Consider the following 15,617-nt stretch of genomic DNA (forward strand, 5'->3'; position numbering starts at 1 on the left):
CATCGGACTCCACCCGTCGGTAAGTCGCGGTGTGCGGCAGGATCAGTTGTTCTGCGACGGGCGACCAGGCCCGCGCATCGGGCGGGCCTTGGCGGGCATGCGCCCGGCATCGTCGAGCGCGCGGCGCAGCAGGAATTCGATCTGCGCGTTCACGCTGCGCAGATCGTCGGCCGCCCACTTCGCGAGCGCCTGGTAGACCGCCGGGTCGATCCGGAGCGGAACCGCCTTGCGGCCCCGCTCCGGACGCTCGGGTGCGTGCTCGGAATCCACTAGCTGTACAGGCTGCCCGTGTTCACCACCGGGGTGGTGCGACTGTCGGAGCAGAGCACCACCAGCAGGTTCGAGACCATCGCGGCACGCCGCTCGTCGTCGAGCTCGACGGTGCCGTTGTCCTCGAGCCGGGTGAGCGCGTTCTCGACGATGCCCACCGCGCCCTCCACGATCTTCTCCCGCGCCGCGAGCAACGCCGAGGCCTGCTGCCGCTGCAGCATCGCCTGGGCGATCTCGGGGGCGTAGGCCAGCGAGGAGATGCGGGCCTCGAGGATCTCCAGGCCGGCCAGCTCGACGCGCGCGGCCACCTGTTCGGCGAGCTCGGCGGCCACCTGGTCGGTCGATCCGCGCAGGCTCGTGGCGTCGGTATCGGCATCGTCGGCGTCGTAGGGGTGGCTCGTGGTCACGTGCCGCAGGGCCGATTCCGCCTGCGAGATGATGAACTCCTCGTAGTCCTCCACGGCGAACGTGGCGCGGGCGGTGTCGGCCACCTGCCACACGATGATCGACGCGATGTTCACGGGATTGCCGGTGGAGTCGTTCACCTTGAGCTCGGCGGTCTCGAAGTTGTGCACGCGCACCGACACCTGGCGCCGGGTGGTGAGCGGGACGACCAGGCCGAGGCCCGTGGAGCGGACCGTGCCGAGGTACTTGCCGAACAGCTGCACCACCAGGGTGTGGCCGGGCGAGACCATGACGATCATGCTGGCCAACAGCGCGGCGGCGATCACCAGGATCACGGTGCCCGCGATGAACCCCGGCGCGGACTGCTTGGCCGCGAGTGCCACGAAGCCCGCGGCGCCCCCGAGCAGCACGATGACCCCGAAGAACGCTGCGACGGCCGCCCCCGAGCCGGCGTGCCAGGCGGGTCGCTCGGAGATGGCCACCTGCGTGTCCTCGGGTTGAACGATGTCGGTCATCACCCCTCCTTTTTCTGATATCACTTATTTAAGTGATATCAGTTTCTTGGAGCGGGCGTCAAGGAGTCGTCAGGAACGCGTCAAGCTCCCTGTTCTGCGATCGCACTCGGATCTAGCGTCTTCTCCCATGACCTTCCTGCTGATCCTCCTGGGCGTGCTGCTGATCCTGCGCCTGGTCAACGAGCTGTACTACCGCCGCTCGGACCGGCGAGTGATCCAACCACGCTGAATCGAAGCCTTGACCTCAACCGGGGTTGATAGGCGAGCCTTGAGGCATGTCTGACGACGCATTCGATCGCGCTGCCCCGGAGATCCTCGGCGATGGCGCTCCCGCCGATACCGCGGCGATCGTCGAGTTCGTGGCCGAGGTGCTGGAGGCGCAGCGGACCGGCAGTGTTCCGCGCGTGCGCACGCTGTTCCGCGACGACGCGGTGTGGACCACCGCGCACGGCCGGCGCCTGCACGGCCGCGCCGCCATCGACGCCTTCGTCGCCCGCACCGTCAGCGGGTCGATGCGCCGCGGCGGTGCGCACTACCGGGTCGAGCGCATCCTCTTCGTCCGGCCCGATGTGGCCGCGGTCAGCGTGCGGGTGCGGCCCCTCGGGCTCGACGGTGCGCCGCTGCCCGGCGCCCCGGATTCGGCCCCGCTGTACGTGCTGTCCAAGGACGACGGGGCCTGGCGCATCGCCGCGGCCCAGTCCACGGCCGTCTTCGACGATCCCGCCGCGCGGCAGTCGCGCGCCGGGTAGGTTCGCACCCGATCGATCTGCGGAAACCCCACCCGCGGCAGAACTGGAACGTGTTACAGTTCTGCTCACATAACCGCATCCGTAGTGGCTCTCAGCTGGGCTTATGTCGGTGATCATGCGGGGAAGGGGACTCGAAATGGCCACCACATCGGAGACCGACGAGAAGACCGGCGCCGTCGGCACTGCCGAGCCGGGCACGCCGGACGATCAGCCCGAGGCCGTCACCAAGCGCGTGTCGGCGCGCACGTCCGCCGCGCCGAAGCCGGCTCCGGACCAGCGGCAGGCGAAGGGCGTCACCGTCTCGCCGCTCGCGATGGGTCTCGCCGCCGCGGTCGTGGTGCTCGCCGTGATCGCCACCGCCCTCGGATTCCTCTGGTCCTCCGCGGCCTCGGAGCGCGACGACGCCGGGGCGCAGCTCACGGCGGTGCAGGCCACCGAGGATCAGAACAAGCGGGCCGAGGATGTGGCCACGAAGTACGCGGTGGGTGCCGCCACGGTGGACTACCAGAACCTCGCCCCGTGGCGGACGGCGCTGGGCGCCAATACCACTCCGTCGCTCGCGACCTCCCTGCAGCAGGCGTCCACGGAACTCGAGCAGGTCTTCGTGCCGATGCAGTGGCAGTCCACCGCCACCCCGCTCGGTTCGGTGGTGAAGTCGAATCAGGACGGCGTGATCCAGGCCAACGTCTTCGTCAACGTGATCACCAAGAGCACGCAGCGGCCGCAGGGTATTCCGTCGGTCGCCACCTACGCGGTCACCATCGACACCAAGCAGAACTGGATCATCACCGACGTCAGCGGCATCGATTCCGCGCTGGGCGGCGGCAAGTAATCAGGGCTGGCCGGGGAGCAACTGCACCATGAGGCCCTCGCCGTCGGCGAGCAGGGTGCCGTCCTCCTCGGTGAGCCGCGCCGTGATGAAGGTCTTGCGGCCGTCCACACGGTCCACCTTGCCCTCGATCACCAGAGGCACGTTCAGCGGAGTCACCTTGCGGTAGTTGACGTGCAGGTACGCGGTGCGGCTGATCGGCCGCTTCGCCGCGTACACCACCATGCCGAAGTTGTCGTCGAAGATCAGGGGCAGTACACCGCCGTGCGCCACGCCGCCCCCGCCCAGGTGGTAGCGCCGCAGGACGCCTGTGGCGACCACGGACTCCTCGTCGAACTTCTCCACCTTCCACGGCGGCATCAGCAGGCTGCCGCGGCCGGGTAGCTGCATCGACCGGTTCGCGGGGCCCTTGCCCTCGCGCGCCTCGAACGGGGCCAGCAGCTCGATCAGTTCGGCGGTCTTCTCCTGCGCGGCGGCGTACACCTCGTCGGGCGCGTCGATGCTCACCGCGAGGTCCTGCAGCCGGCGCATGTTCTCCACGAACTCGCCGAACGCCGCCGGCGGGGTGGCCGGCTTGAACCGCGGAATCTCGCTCCGCAGGTCCACCTTCTCCGAATCGGCCTCAGTCATGGATCAGACCTTACTCAGCACCAAACCGCTGGTCGGAACCCCGGTCCCCGCGGTCACCACGGCCCTCGACGCCCCGGCCACCTGGTTCGCGGCGGTGCCGCGCAGCTGGCGCACCGCCTCCGCGATGCCGTTCATGCCGTGGATGTACGCCTCGCCGAGCTGCCCGCCGTGCGGGTTGAGCGGCAGCGCACCGTCGAGCTCGCAGCTACCGGCCGCCAGGTATCCCGGTGCCTCGCCGCGCCCGCAGAAGCCGAGCTCCTCGAGCTGCATGAGCACGTACGGCGTGAAGTGGTCGTAGAGCACCGCGAGGTCCATGTCCTGCGGGGTGAACCCCGACTGCGACCACAGCTGCCCACCCACCACGCCCATCTCGGGGAGCCCGGTGAGGCCGTCGCGGTAGTAGCTGGTCATCACGTACTGATCGGGTCCGCTGCCCTGGGCGGCCGCGGCGATCACGGCCGGCGTCTGCTTCAGGTCGCGTGCGCGCTCGGCGCTGGTGATCACCAGCGCGACACCGCCGTCGGACTCCTGGCAGCAGTCCAGCAGGTGCAGCGGTTCCGCCACGAACTTCGACGCCTGGTGCTCCTCCAGCGTGATCGGCTTGCCGTGGAACCAGGCCAGCGGATTCGTCGCGGCGCGGGCCCGGTCGATCACCGCCACCCGGCCGAAGTCCTCGCTGGTGGCCCCGAAGTCGTGCATGTAGCGGCGCGCCGCCATCGCGACGGTGGCTGCGGGCGTGGCGATTCCGGCCGGGTAGTGGAAGGCGTTGTCGATGCCGTTGGTGTTCACCTGCTGCGCCGCGGCGCTCGACACCTGGCCGAAGCGGTGGCCCGAGCGTTCGTTGAAGGCGCGGTAGGCCACCACCACATCGGCCACGCCGGTGGCCACCGCCATGGCCGCCTGCTGCACCGTGGCTGCGGCGGCGCCGCCACCGAAGTTGATGCGGCTGAAGAACTTCAGCTCGGGGATGCGCAGCTCACGGGCCACGGCGATCTCCGAATTGGTGTCCATCGTGAAGGTGGTCAGCCCGTCCACGTCCTGCGGTGTGAGGCCGGCGTCGTCCAGCGCCGCCCGCACGCATTCGACCGCCAGCCGCAGCTCGCTGCGGCCGGAGTCCTTGGAGAACTCGGTGGCGCCGATACCGGCGATCGCGGCCCGGCCGCTCAGCGCGCTCATGCGGGCAGCTCCACCGTCGCGGTCCCGGTGATGTGGTCGCCGAGGCTGTCCTTCGCGGTCACCGCCACGGTCACGCGGTCGCCCTCGACCGCGGTCACGGTGCCGGAGAAGGTGAGCGTGTCGTAGGCGTAGCAGGGCACGCCGAGCCGGATGTCGATGGCGCGCACGAACGCCTCCGGTCCCGCCCAGTCGGTCACGTACCGCTGCACGAGGCCGTTGTCGGTGAGGATGTTCACGAAGATGTCCTTGCTGCCGCGGGCGTGCGCCGCATCGCGGTCGTGATGCACGTCCTGGAAGTCGCGGGTCGCGATCGCCGTACTCGTCACGAACGTGGGCGTGGCGTGGATCTGGAGGGGCGGCAGTGGTGTTCCCACCGTTACATCACCGGCGCGCAGGGTCTGCGGAGCGCTCATGCCACCTCCCAGGCGGGCAGGGTCAGGTCGTCGTCCACACGGAGGAAGACCGCGTGCACGGCCATGCCGATCCGCACGTCGGCGGGGTCGACGTCGATCAGTTCGCCCAGCACGCGTACGCCCTCGTCGAGTTCCACGAGGGCCACCACGAAGGGGAGTCGCTTGCCGGGCACCTTCGGGTGGTGGTGCACCACGAAGCTGAACACCGTGCCGGTGCCGGGGGAGACCACGTAGTCGGGCACCGCCGCGAGGTCGCCGTTCGGGTCCATCGGTCCGGGCGGGTGTCGTAGCGTCGGCGAGCCCGTCGCGCCCCAGCGTTGGATGCGCAGCTCGCCCACCTTGGCGCCCTCCCAGTAGAAGGCGGTGTCGCGCGAGATCACCGGGCGCAGCACGCCGCCCGCGTATCCGGAGGCGTCCACGATCCGTCCGCTCGGCCCGGCATCCGGGATCGAGGGGGCGTCGGCGGACGGTGGCCGGAACTTCAGCAGCCGGAAGACCATCTCGGCCACCACCTCGTCGCCCACCCGCCACAGCGTGCGGGTGGTGAAGAACCAGCCCTCGCCGAGGGCGGTCTTCTTGGGGCCCACCACGTCCTCCAGGCGGGACGAGGCGGTCACCTCCTCGCCGATGCGCAGGTGCCGGTGGTAGGTCTGGTTCGAGTTGGTGGCCACCACCGACGTGTAGCCGGCCTCGTCGAGGGCGGCGGTGATCAGGCCCAGCGGATCGTCGTCGGCGCGCGTGCCGTGCAGCCCGTTCATGGTCCACACCTGCGCCATCGCCGGTGGCGCGACCGCCCCGCCGAACCGCGAGCGCTCCGCGAACGCCGGGTCCGAGTACAGCGGATTGGTGTCGCCGATGGCCTCGGTCCAGTTGTTGATCATCGGCTGGTTCACCGGATCCCGGCCGGTGCGCGGTGCGGAATCGCCGAGGGCGCGAATGCGTTCCGCGGCCGCGAGCACCGCGTCCGTCTCGGGCGCGCTCATCGCGGCACCCGCGGCAACTGCAGGCCCATGAGGGCGATCAGCTCGCGCTGGATCTCGTTGACGCCACCGCCGAAGGTGAGCACCAGGTTCCGCTTGGCCTGCACGTCCAGCCAGTGCAGCAGCTCGCCCGTGGCCGCCTCCCCGGGATCGCCGTGGGTGCCCACCACGTCCTCGAGCAGCGCGGTGAGGCCCTGGATCCGGTCGGAGCCGAAGACCTTGGTGGCGGAGGCGTCCGCCACGTCCACGGGGCCGCCCGCCTCGGCGGCGGCCACCTGCCAGTTCAACAGCTCGTTGATGAGCTCGGCGGCGCGCACCTTCGCGAGTGCCGCGGCCACATCGGGGTCGGTGTCGAGGCCGTGGTCCGCCGCCCAGGCGGTCACCCGGTCGTACAGCGAGCCGATCCGGCCGGACGGGCCGAGCATGACCCGCTCGTGATTGAGCTGGGTGGTGATCAGCTTCCAGCCCTCGTTCTCGACGCCCACCAGCATGTCCACCGGCACCCGGACGTCGTTGTAGTACGTGGCGTTCACGTGATGCGCGCCGTCGGCGGTGATGATCGGGGTCCAGCTGTACCCGGGATCGCTCGTGTCCAGGATCAGGATCGAGATGCCCTTGTGCTTGGGGGCGTCCGGGTCGGTGCGCACCGCCATCCACACGTAGTCGGCGTCGTGTCCGCCCGTGGTGAAGATCTTCTGCCCGTTCACCACGTAGTGGTCCCCGTCGCGGACGGCGGTGGTGCGCAGCGAGGCGAGGTCGGTGCCCGCCTCGGGCTCGGTGTAGCCGATCGCGAAATGCACTTCGCCCGAGAGGATCTTCGGAAGGAACTGCGCCTTCTGGGCATCGGTGCCGAAGGCCTGCAGCGTGGGGCCCACGGTCTGCAGGGTCACCGAGGGCAGCTGCACATCGGCGCGGGAGGCCTCGTTGACGAACAGGTACTGCTCGATGGGGCCGAAGCCCTGCCCGCCGAACTCGGTGGGCCATCCCACGCCCAGGCGGTCGTCGAGCCCCATGCGGCGCACCACGTTCCGGAACACCTCGCCGTGCCGCTGCACCAGCATCGCGGTGCGCTCCTCCGGCGTCATCAGGGTGGAGAAGTAGTCGCGCAGTTCGGACTGCAGGGCGCGCTGCGCGTCCGTGAGGGCGATGAACCTGCCGTCTTCGCCGCCGGCTACGGAATCGTCCCGGTCGGCGATCGTGAGATCGCGCAGCGTTGCGACCTCGCCGCCCACGAACCGGACGAGATCCTTGAGCTGCGAGGAGAACCGGTGCAGCGGGTAGGTCGCATCCACGCCGACGCCGCCGTGCAGGTGATGGCACGTGCGCGCGGCCGCCGGTGCCTCGGCGGCCAGCCAGTACGCGGCGAGCGCGGTGGCCTCGTCGGCCGCCGATCCGGTGCCCACGCGCCATGCCGCGCTGGTGGCGGCCAGGTGCAGGGTGCGTGAGGCGATGTACACATCGGCGATCTGCTGCGCGACGGCCTGGAAGGCCGCCAGCGGCCGCCCGAACTGTTCCCGCTTGCGCAGATGGTCCACGGTGAGCGCGAGGGCCCCGGCGAGCGCACCGTCGGCCAGCGCGGCGGCACCGAGTAGGCCGTACTCGCGCACCGATCGAGCGACCACGCCGTCGACGTCGGCGCCGAGCACCGCGTCGTCCGGCACTGCGACCGCATCGAGGTAGACGGTGGCCTCGGGCGCCGAGGACGAGGTGGGGCTCGGCCGCACGGTGACGCCGGGCGCCTCGGGATCCACGAGGAAGACCGCGGCTCCGGAATCGGTGGTCGCGCTCACCAGCAGGTGTGTCGCGTGCTGGCCGTAGCCGACCGCCACCTTGCGGCCGGTGAGCGTCCAGCCCTCGGCGGTGCGCTCCGCGCGGGTGCGGGGCCGGCGGGGCAGCGCGGCCCCGGCCTCGTTGAGGGCGCCCACCACGAGCTGTTCGCCGCGCAGCGCCGCGGGCAGGAGTCGCTGTTGCTGCTCCTCGGTGCCGTACGCGGCCACCGGGGCGATGCCCAGTGCCAGCGCGGGCAGCAGGGGAGCGGTGCTGTGCAGCCGCCCCGCCTCGGTGAGGACTGCGGCCACCTCCTCCGCGCCGAGCCCGGCGCCGCCGGCACTCTCCGGTGCCGGCAGGCCCAGCAGGTCGGCGCGCGCGAGGTCGGTCCAGGTGGCGCGCCAGTCGTCCTGCTCCGTCGAACGCGCGAGCACGTCCGCCGCCAGACCGGCGACGGCGGCCTGGTTCTCGTCCGGGTGGAAGTCCACGCACACTCCTGGTTCATACGGCTGAAAATCAGTGAAACGTGTTCTATTTTTAGCAAGGTGGGCGCAGCGCCCGCAAGCGAGTCGGGAAACTGACCGGCAGCTCACAGAGAGCGGATCGAGAGACGGGACCACGATGCGATTCACCTACGCGGAGGCGATGACGGATCCGGCCTTCTACGTGCCCCTGGCGCAAGCGGCGGAGGAGGCGGGCTACCACGGCATGTGCGTGGCCGACAGCGTGGCCTATCCGGAGGTCTCCGACTCGACCTACCCGTACACCCCGGACGGTAGCCGGGAGTTCCTGGACGGGAAGGAGTTCGTGGAGACCTTCGTGCTGGCCGCCACGCTCGCCGCCTCCACCACCACGCTGCGGTTCACCCCGTTCGTGCTCAAGCTCCCCATTCGGCCGCCGGTGCTGGTCGCCAAGCAGGCGGCCTCGCTCGCCGCGATCAGCGGCAACCGCTTCTCGCTCGGCGTGGGAATCAGTCCGTGGCCCGAGGACTTCGAGATCATGGGCGTGCCCTTCGAGCGGCGAGGCAAGCGCATGGACGAGTGCATCGAGATCGTCCGCGGCCTGTCCACCGGGGAGTACTTCGAGTACCACGGGGAGTTCTACGACATCCCCTCGATCAAGATCTCGCCGGTGCCCACTGAGCCGCTGCCGATCCTGGTGGGCGGCCATGCCGACGCTGCCCTGCGGCGGGCGGTGCGGCTGTGCGACGGCTGGATGCACGCCGGCGGCGACGGCGAGGAGCTCGACCGGATGCTGGCCCGGATCGACGAGCTGCGCGCCGAACACGACAAGAAGGACTTCGAGATCCACGTGATCTCGCTCGACGCCTACACGGTGGACGGCATCAAGCGGCTGGAGGACAAGGGCGTGACCGATGTGATCGTGGGCTTCCGGCTGCCCTACCAGCTGGGCCCCGATACGGAGCCGCTGCAGCCGAAGATCGACAACCTGCGCCGCTACGCCGATTCCGTGATCAGCAAGTTCTAGGAGACACGATGAACGAAGACCACCCCGCCGTCCGTGCCGGCCGCGCCTCGCAGGCCGCCGCCAGCGCCCACGACAAGCAGGCCTGGCTCGATCTGTTCGCCCCCGACGGGGTGGTCGAGGATCCGGTGGGCCCATCGGGATTCGACCCGGAGGGCAAGGGGCACCACGGGCGCGAGGAGATTGCGGCGTTCTACGACAAGACCATCGGCGTGGCCGAATCGCTGGAGTTCCTGTTCGGCGACGGCTTCGCCTGCGGCGACGAGGTGGCCTTCACCGGCCTGATCCGCACCGTGATCGGCGGCCACATCATCGACGCCGAGGGCGTGTTCACGTACAAGGTCGATGACGCCGGGAAGATCGTGGCGCTGCGCGCCTTCTGGGAGGTCGACCGCGCGATGGCCACCGCCCGCCCCGCCTGAGTCGAACGGAAACCGGCGGTTTCCTCCGCGTTGCGACGCATCACGTCGTATCGCCGAGGAAACCGCCGGTTTCCGTAGCTAGCGCGCGGTGAAGACCGCGTCGGCGAGTACCGGCGCGGCCCGCTCCACGGACTCCGCGGTCACCAGGTGCCGGTCACCGTCGTGCCAGATACGCACGCGCAGGGTCTCGCCCGGCAGCATGGTGCCGGCGAACTTGGCCGACCACGACCCCACCGCGGAGGCGTCACCGTCGAGTACGGCGTCCGTGACGGCCTTGGCGACGATCCCGTAGGTGCACAGGCCGTGCAGGATCGGCGCGTCGAAGCCGGCGGCCTTCGCGAAGCCGGGGTCGGAGTGCAGCGGGTTCCGGTCGCCGCAGAGCCGGTAGAGCAGCGCCTGCTGGCCGAGTGTGGGCACGTCCACGGTGACATCGGCGGCGCGGTCGGGCAGCTCGATCCTGTCCGACGGTCCGCGCTCGCCGCCGAAGCCGCCCTCGCCGCGGGCGAAGATCGACGAGCGGGCGGTCCACAGCGGTTCGCCGGAGTCGTCGACCACCTCGGTCTCCTGCCAGATCACCGCGGCCTTGCCCTTGTCGTGCACATCGCTGATCCGGGTGCGCGAGACGCCCTTCCCGCTGGTGGGAAGGGGACGGTGCGCGGTCACCGACTGGCTGCCGTGCACCACCTTCGCGAGGTCGATCTCGACGCCGGGGAAGGACACCTTCGGCGGCTCGGTGGCATGGAAGTTCTGCGCGACCGTGGCGAAGGTCGGCAGCACCACGGTGTCCTTCTCGGTGGCGTAGCGCAGCTCGCGCGACGACACCGGGTCGGCACCGGCGCCGAGGGCCAGCTGATACAGCAGCACATCGGAGGTGCTCCAGGCGAATTCGGCGGTGCCGAGATCGGCACCGATCGCGACGGACGGATCGATGGGCATGAAGCTCCCTGTGCAGTAGGTCTATTCGTAGGTGATGTGCACGGTCTGGGACCGGCGCAGCGACTGGCAGGCCAGGATCAGGCCGTCGTCGAGGTCCTCCTGATCGAGCACCTCGTTGTGCGCGAGTTCGACGTCGCCGTCGACGATGCGGCAGGCGCACGCACTGCACGCGCCCTCGCGGCAGGAGTACGGCGCGTCCAGGCCGGCGTCGAGCATCACGTCCAGCAGCTTCTTCTCGGCCGGCCAGGCCAGTTCGGTGGTCTTCCCGTCGAGCTCGACGGTCACGGTGCCGCCGTCGTCCGCAACGGGTGCGGCCGGATCCGGCAGGTCCTCCGCCTCGGCGATGGCGGCCTTCTCCTCCGCCTCCTCCTTGGAGGCCTCCACCTCGAAGGGGTTGCGCGGCAGCGAGCGGAACTTCTCGACGTGCACCTCTCGGCGGCCCTTGCCGAGTGAGGTCATGGCCTCGGAGACCGCGTCCATGAACGGGCCGGGACCGCACACGAAGACCTCGCGGGCCACGTACGGCGCGGCCAGGGCGGCGAGATTGGCGGCGCTGGGCAGTCCCTGTACCGATTCCAGCCAGTGCACCACCACCAGGCGCTCCGGGTACTTCCGGGTGAGCTCGGCGAGGGCGGAGGCGAAGATCACCGACTGTGCGTCGCGGTTGGCGTATATCAACGCGACCGAGCCGGTGCCCGCTTCCAACACCGATCGCAGGATCGACAGGATCGGCGTGACACCGCTGCCTCCGGCGAAGAGCAGCATGTCGGTGTCGAAGGACTTCGGCGTGAAGATGCCGGCGGGCACGAGGACATCGAGTTCGAGGCCCGGGGTGGCGTTGTCGCACAGCCAGTTCGAGGCGTATCCCTCGGCGGTGCGTTTGACGGCCACCCGCAGCGGGCCGCCGTCGTGCGGTGCGCTGCACAGCGAGTAGCAGCGGGCCACCGATCCGGTCTGGTCGCTGGGAACCCGCACGGTGAGGAATTGGCCGGGCTTGTAGGTGAACTGGTCCGCCAGCTCGGCGGGCACCTCGAACTCGATGGAGTGCGCGTCGTGCGTCTCCGCGACCACCTTGGCGACGAGCAGTCGGTGGATGCTCACTTGTTCTGTCTCTCCTAGTCGGCGTCCGCGTCGTTGGTCGACGGGAGGGGTTCCGGTGGAACGGGGACCGCGCCCAGCTTGGCCGCCCGGGTGATCGAGTCCATCAGCCGCGGGCAGGTGGCCCGCAGGGCGGAACCGGCACCGTCGGCGGCGAAGACGGAGCAGTCGCGTGCCGACCCGCACCACTGGATGGAGGTCTGCTCGCGGCTGTTCTTGCGCACCTGCACCGCGACGCCGCAGGTGCCGCAGTTCAGCGGGGTGAAACCGTCCGTGAGGAAGGCCTCGCGGTCGGCCACCGTGGCCGGCTGCGTGACCGGCTCGCCGAACATCGTCACCGTGGGGGACATGGCGATCAGGCCTCCGCGGACTGCTTGTCGGCGGCCTGATCCGAGGCCTTCTCGGCCTCCTGGCGCGCGATGTTGTCGGCGACCTCCGCCTCCCAGGCCTCCACGGCGTGGGTGGTGTCGATCTCGAACTCGAAGCGCTGCGTCATGTCCTCGGAGACCTCGGCGGCATCCACGTAGAACTGCTCGTACCACCGGCGCAGCTGGTAGACGGGTCCGTCCTCCTCGCACAGGAGGGGGTTGTCGATGCGGGTCTTGTTCTTCCAGATCTCCACGTCCTGCAGGAAACCCAGGCCCACGTTCTTGGCGAACTTGCCCGCCAGGTAGTCGGACTTCTCGTCGTCGAAGCCGGGCAGCTTCTTGACCTTCACGCCGTACATCAGCTTGAACGAGTGCTGATCGATCGGGTAGTGGCAGTTGATCAAGATGTTCTCGATCTGGAAGCCCTTGTAGTCGTTGTGCAGGTAGTTGATCATGTACGACGGCCCGAAGTAGTGCGCCTCGGACTTGAGCAGCACGTCGTCGCCGCCGGACAGTCCGATGTCGGTGACATCGTTGCGGCCCTTGGTATCCAGGTACTGCGAGGCGATGTGTCCGTCGAAGACGTTCTTGAAGTACGTGGGCAGGCCGTAGTGGATGTAGAAGAAGTGCGGCATGTCGACCACGTTGTCGACGATCTCGCGGCAGTTGCTGCCCTCGATGATGATCTCGTTCCACACCCAGTTCGACCACTCCGGTCCGTCGACGTCGCCGTCGATCCTGGGGATGGCCACGTCCTCGGTCGGCTTGGAGTTCTCCACGTCGTGCCAGATGAACAGCTGATCGTTCTCGATCATGGTGGGCCAGGTGCGGGTCCGGGCGCGGAGCGGGACGCGCTTGGCGTAGGGGATGCCCTTGCACTTGCCGTCGCCGCCCCAGCGCCAGTCGTGGAACGGGCAGGCCACCTCGTTGCCTTTGACGGTGCCCTGCGTCAGGTCGCCGCCCATGTGCCGGCAGTACCCGTCGAGCACGTTCACCTTGCCGTCCTCGCCCGCGAAGACCACGAGCTTGGTGCCGAAGGCCTCGACCGCATGGGGCTTCCCGTCGGCGAAGTCCTTGAGCAGGCCGATGCAGTGCCAGCCCCGGGCGTACCGGGTGGGTGCGGTGCCGCTGTCGATCAGGCGGGCGGCGGTTTCGGTGTTACTCATGAGATCTCCTCTTCCGCGCGAACGGGGGCTGAGGTGGAGGCGGCGGGGGCTGCCGCCATGTCCTCCACGGCGAGGTAGGCGAACACCATGGCGGGGCCGATGGTGGCGCCGGGGCCGGCGTAGGTGTGGCCCATGACGGGGGAGCTGGTGTTGCCGGCGGCGTACAGGCCGTCGATCACGGAACCGTCCTCGCGCTGGACCCGGCCGGCCACGTCGGTGCGCAGGCCGCCCTTGGTGCCGAGGTCGCCGGGAACCATACGAGCAGCGTAGAACGGCCCGGTGGACAATTCGGCGAGACTGGGATTCGGCTTGTTCCGCGGATCGCCGTAGTAGTGGTCGTAGGCGCTCACGCCGCGGCCGAAGTCCTCGTCCCGGCCGGCGCGGGCGAAACCGTTGAACCGCTCGACGGTGCCGGTCAGCGTGTCGGCGGGCACGCCCATCTTCTCGGCGAGTTCGGCGAGCGTGGTGGCGCGCACCATGCACCCGGACTCGAACCAGCGCTTGGGCAGCGGCTGGCGCGGCGGCTGGCCGGCGAACAGGTAGCGGTTGCGGTACCGCTGGTCGAAGACGAGCCAGCAGGGCACGTTCTCGCCGGGCCCCTCGCCCTGGCCGTACTCGCCGCCGTACATCGAGTGCACGGCCTCGACGTACGGGGCGGATTCGTTGACGAACCGCTCACCGTCGGTGTTGACCATCAGGCTGCCGGGTAGCGATCGCTCCGAGAGGGCGAACCAGGCCATCTTGGGCAGCAGGATCGACGGACCCCACCAGGCGTCGTCCATGAATTCGAGGGCGCCGCCCACGGCCTCGCCGGCGCGGATCGCGTCACCGGTGTTCGCGGGCACGCCGTTGGTCCACTCGGTGCCGATGGGCTGGCGCTGGTACTGCGCGCGCATCTCCTCGCTGGACTCGAAGCCGCCCGCGGCCAGGATCACGCCGCGGCGGGCCGTGAGCTGCACCTGCTTGCCGTCGCGCTCCACCGTGACGCCGGTGATCCGGCCGTTCGCCTCGGTGAGCGCGACGAGCGAGGTGTTCAGCCACAGTGGGACGTTCGCGCGCTGCAGGCCCACGCGGAGCGCGGCCACGAGTGCCTGCCCGCGGCCCAGCAGGTGCTTGCCGCGGGCCTTGGCGGCGTAGAACCGGCCGCCCACCCGGAGTGCCCGGAGGATGCCCTTGGGGTGGCGCATGATCAGGTTGAGCCACTTGAAGTCGGCCTGCGTGACCACCAGGTTCATCGGCGCCTTGGTGTAGTCGGGCTCCAGGTTCTTCAGCTCGTCGCCGAGCTGGTTGCCGTCGAAGGGCTTCGGCTCGCAGGAGCGGCCGTGCGCGCGTCCGCCCGGCGCCTCCGGGTAGTAGTCCGAGTAGCCGGGCACCCAGGTGAGTTCCAGGGGGCTCATCCGGTGCAGCATCGAGATCACCTCGGGGCCGCGATCGATGTAGGTGTCGATCCGCTCCGCCGGGACCACATCGCCGATGATCGAGTGCAGGTACTTGCGGGCCTCCTCGGGGCTGTCCTTGACGCCGGCCTTCGCGAGGGCCTCGTTGCCGGGGATCCACACGCCGCCGCCCGAGCGCGCCGTCGAACCGCCGTAGTGCGGCGCCTTCTCCACGATCAGCGCGCTCAGTCCGCTGTCCGCGGCCTTGAGTGCCGCCGCCATGCCCGCGGCACCGCTTCCCACCACGATCACGTCGTATTCGGTGGCTTCCGCCGTCATCGGCTCTCCTCGTCGATGTAACAGGTTCTCTGGCTTGAACTGCACCGATGCGCAGTGTGTTCTAGCTCTCAGTGCAGCATAGACTAGAACGTGTTCCAGTATCCAGGGATGGAGTGAACCGGGTACCCGAGAGGCCCGTGAGCCGGGGGCTCACGGGTGCGGCCGCAGGGCTGCGATCAGTGAGGGGTCAGCAGGGGATGGTCATCCGCTCGTAGCTGCCGGTGCTGGGCCGGAAGACCCACTTGGTCTGCGGTCGACAGGTCGACGGTGCGGGCCGCGCCGTGGTCCGCGGGACGGCGGTGCGAACGGGTGCGGTGGCCGCCGGTGCCTGCTGCGCCGTCGTGGGGGCGGGCGCCGCGGTGGTCGGCGCCGCAGTGGGCTCGGCCGGAGCGGACGACGGTGCGCCGCTCGGCGACGGGGTGTTCGGTGCGGGAGCGACCGCGTGCACGGCCGAGGTGGGTGCCACGCTCGACGGTGCGGATGCGGGCACCGGCGTGGTGTCGTCGCGCAGGCTCAGGCCGACGACCACCGCGATCGCCGTGGCGCACAGCACGGCGGCCGCTCCCAGCGCGAGGAATCGGCCCGACGATCCGCGTAGCAGCCCGGTCCCGCCGGTGGACTTGTCGAGGCGGTGCGTCATGCTGCGCGACCCTCTCGCCGGGCGGTCGACGCGGTCGTTGATATCGCGTTCAT

General features: G+C 69.8%; 17 protein-coding genes. 4 read left to right on the forward strand and 13 right to left on the reverse strand.

Translation table 11 applies throughout. The features are described from left to right. Window positions 1-42 precede the first annotated feature (42 nt). The gene (locus TTY48_RS11115) at window positions 43-270 is read right to left on the reverse strand and encodes a hypothetical protein (RefSeq protein ID WP_013128435.1); all 228 of its coding nucleotides are present in this window, start codon (window positions 268-270) and stop codon (window positions 43-45) included. Further along, window positions 270-1,190, reverse strand: coding sequence for an SPFH domain-containing protein (locus TTY48_RS11120; RefSeq protein ID WP_220657543.1), 921 nt, complete (start codon window positions 1,188-1,190; stop codon window positions 270-272). The genes TTY48_RS11115 and TTY48_RS11120 overlap by 1 nt, the downstream gene beginning before the upstream one ends. 275 nt (window positions 1,191-1,465) lie before the next feature. Here TTY48_RS11120 and TTY48_RS11125 point away from each other — a divergent pair, with 275 nt between their 5' ends. Continuing rightward, window positions 1,466-1,939 carry an SgcJ/EcaC family oxidoreductase gene (locus TTY48_RS11125; protein ID WP_220657544.1) on the forward strand — a complete coding sequence of 158 codons (474 nt, stop codon included), beginning with the start codon at window positions 1,466-1,468 and terminating at the stop codon, window positions 1,937-1,939. Between the two features lie 136 nt (window positions 1,940-2,075). After that, complete coding sequence (locus TTY48_RS11130) at window positions 2,076-2,771, forward strand: hypothetical protein (protein WP_220657545.1); 696 nt, start codon at window positions 2,076-2,078, stop codon at window positions 2,769-2,771. Here the strand turns inward: TTY48_RS11130 and TTY48_RS11135 are convergent, their stop codons facing one another. Genes TTY48_RS11135 through TTY48_RS11155 form a run of 5 tightly spaced genes read right to left on the reverse strand, consistent with a single transcriptional unit; the run spans window position 2,772 to window position 8,222 of the window. After that, window positions 2,772-3,398 (reverse strand): PaaI family thioesterase, encoded by a 627-nt coding sequence (locus tag TTY48_RS11135; RefSeq protein WP_220657546.1) that lies wholly within the window; start codon window positions 3,396-3,398, stop codon window positions 2,772-2,774. A gap of 3 nt (window positions 3,399-3,401) precedes the next feature. Beyond that, window positions 3,402-4,574, reverse strand: a complete 1,173-nt coding sequence (locus tag TTY48_RS11140) for a lipid-transfer protein (protein WP_220657547.1) — start codon at window positions 4,572-4,574, stop codon at window positions 3,402-3,404. Further along, the gene (locus TTY48_RS11145) at window positions 4,571-4,987 is read right to left on the reverse strand and encodes a MaoC family dehydratase (RefSeq protein WP_220657548.1); all 417 of its coding nucleotides are present in this window, start codon (window positions 4,985-4,987) and stop codon (window positions 4,571-4,573) included. The genes TTY48_RS11140 and TTY48_RS11145 overlap by 4 nt, the downstream gene beginning before the upstream one ends. Beyond that, entirely contained in the window at window positions 4,984-5,970 is a 987-nt protein-coding gene (locus TTY48_RS11150; protein ID WP_220657549.1) for a bifunctional MaoC family dehydratase N-terminal/OB-fold nucleic acid binding domain-containing protein, read from the reverse strand. The genes TTY48_RS11145 and TTY48_RS11150 overlap by 4 nt, the downstream gene beginning before the upstream one ends. Continuing rightward, window positions 5,967-8,222 carry an acyl-CoA dehydrogenase gene (locus TTY48_RS11155; RefSeq protein ID WP_220657550.1) on the reverse strand — a complete coding sequence of 752 codons (2,256 nt, stop codon included), beginning with the start codon at window positions 8,220-8,222 and terminating at the stop codon, window positions 5,967-5,969. Before TTY48_RS11155 ends, TTY48_RS11150 begins: the two co-directional genes overlap by 4 nt. Window positions 8,223-8,355: 133 nt before the next feature. Here TTY48_RS11155 and TTY48_RS11160 point away from each other — a divergent pair, with 133 nt between their 5' ends. After that, entirely contained in the window at window positions 8,356-9,222 is an 867-nt protein-coding gene (locus TTY48_RS11160; RefSeq protein ID WP_220657551.1) for a TIGR03619 family F420-dependent LLM class oxidoreductase, read from the forward strand. A gap of 8 nt (window positions 9,223-9,230) precedes the next feature. After that, window positions 9,231-9,641 (forward strand): nuclear transport factor 2 family protein, encoded by a 411-nt coding sequence (locus tag TTY48_RS11165; RefSeq protein WP_220657552.1) that lies wholly within the window; start codon window positions 9,231-9,233, stop codon window positions 9,639-9,641. A gap of 78 nt (window positions 9,642-9,719) precedes the next feature. Here the strand turns inward: TTY48_RS11165 and TTY48_RS11170 are convergent, their stop codons facing one another. The 6 genes from TTY48_RS11170 to TTY48_RS11195 form a co-directional block, all read right to left on the reverse strand. Continuing rightward, window positions 9,720-10,577, reverse strand: a complete 858-nt coding sequence (locus TTY48_RS11170; protein ID WP_220657553.1) for a MaoC/PaaZ C-terminal domain-containing protein — start codon at window positions 10,575-10,577, stop codon at window positions 9,720-9,722. Window positions 10,578-10,598: 21 nt separating this feature from the next. Beyond that, window positions 10,599-11,678, reverse strand: coding sequence for a ferredoxin--NADP reductase (locus tag TTY48_RS11175; protein WP_220657554.1), 1,080 nt, complete (start codon window positions 11,676-11,678; stop codon window positions 10,599-10,601). A 14-nt stretch (window positions 11,679-11,692) separates the two neighbouring features. After that, complete coding sequence (locus TTY48_RS11180) at window positions 11,693-12,025, reverse strand: hypothetical protein (RefSeq protein WP_220657555.1); 333 nt, start codon at window positions 12,023-12,025, stop codon at window positions 11,693-11,695. A 5-nt stretch (window positions 12,026-12,030) separates the two neighbouring features. After that, a complete protein-coding gene (locus TTY48_RS11185) occupies window positions 12,031-13,209 on the reverse strand; it encodes a Rieske 2Fe-2S domain-containing protein (RefSeq protein ID WP_220657556.1) in 1,179 nt (392 codons plus the stop codon). Next, window positions 13,206-14,924 carry a 3-oxosteroid 1-dehydrogenase gene (kstD, locus tag TTY48_RS11190; protein ID WP_220657557.1) on the reverse strand — a complete coding sequence of 573 codons (1,719 nt, stop codon included), beginning with the start codon at window positions 14,922-14,924 and terminating at the stop codon, window positions 13,206-13,208. The genes TTY48_RS11185 and kstD overlap by 4 nt, the downstream gene beginning before the upstream one ends. 187 nt (window positions 14,925-15,111) lie before the next feature. Then, window positions 15,112-15,564, reverse strand: a complete 453-nt coding sequence (locus TTY48_RS11195) for a hypothetical protein (protein WP_220657558.1) — start codon at window positions 15,562-15,564, stop codon at window positions 15,112-15,114. Window positions 15,565-15,617 lie beyond the last annotated feature (53 nt).

The sequence above is a fragment of the Tsukamurella sp. TY48 genome (assembly GCF_019656655.1).
GTDB lineage: Bacteria > Actinomycetota > Actinomycetes > Mycobacteriales > Mycobacteriaceae > Tsukamurella > Tsukamurella strandjordii.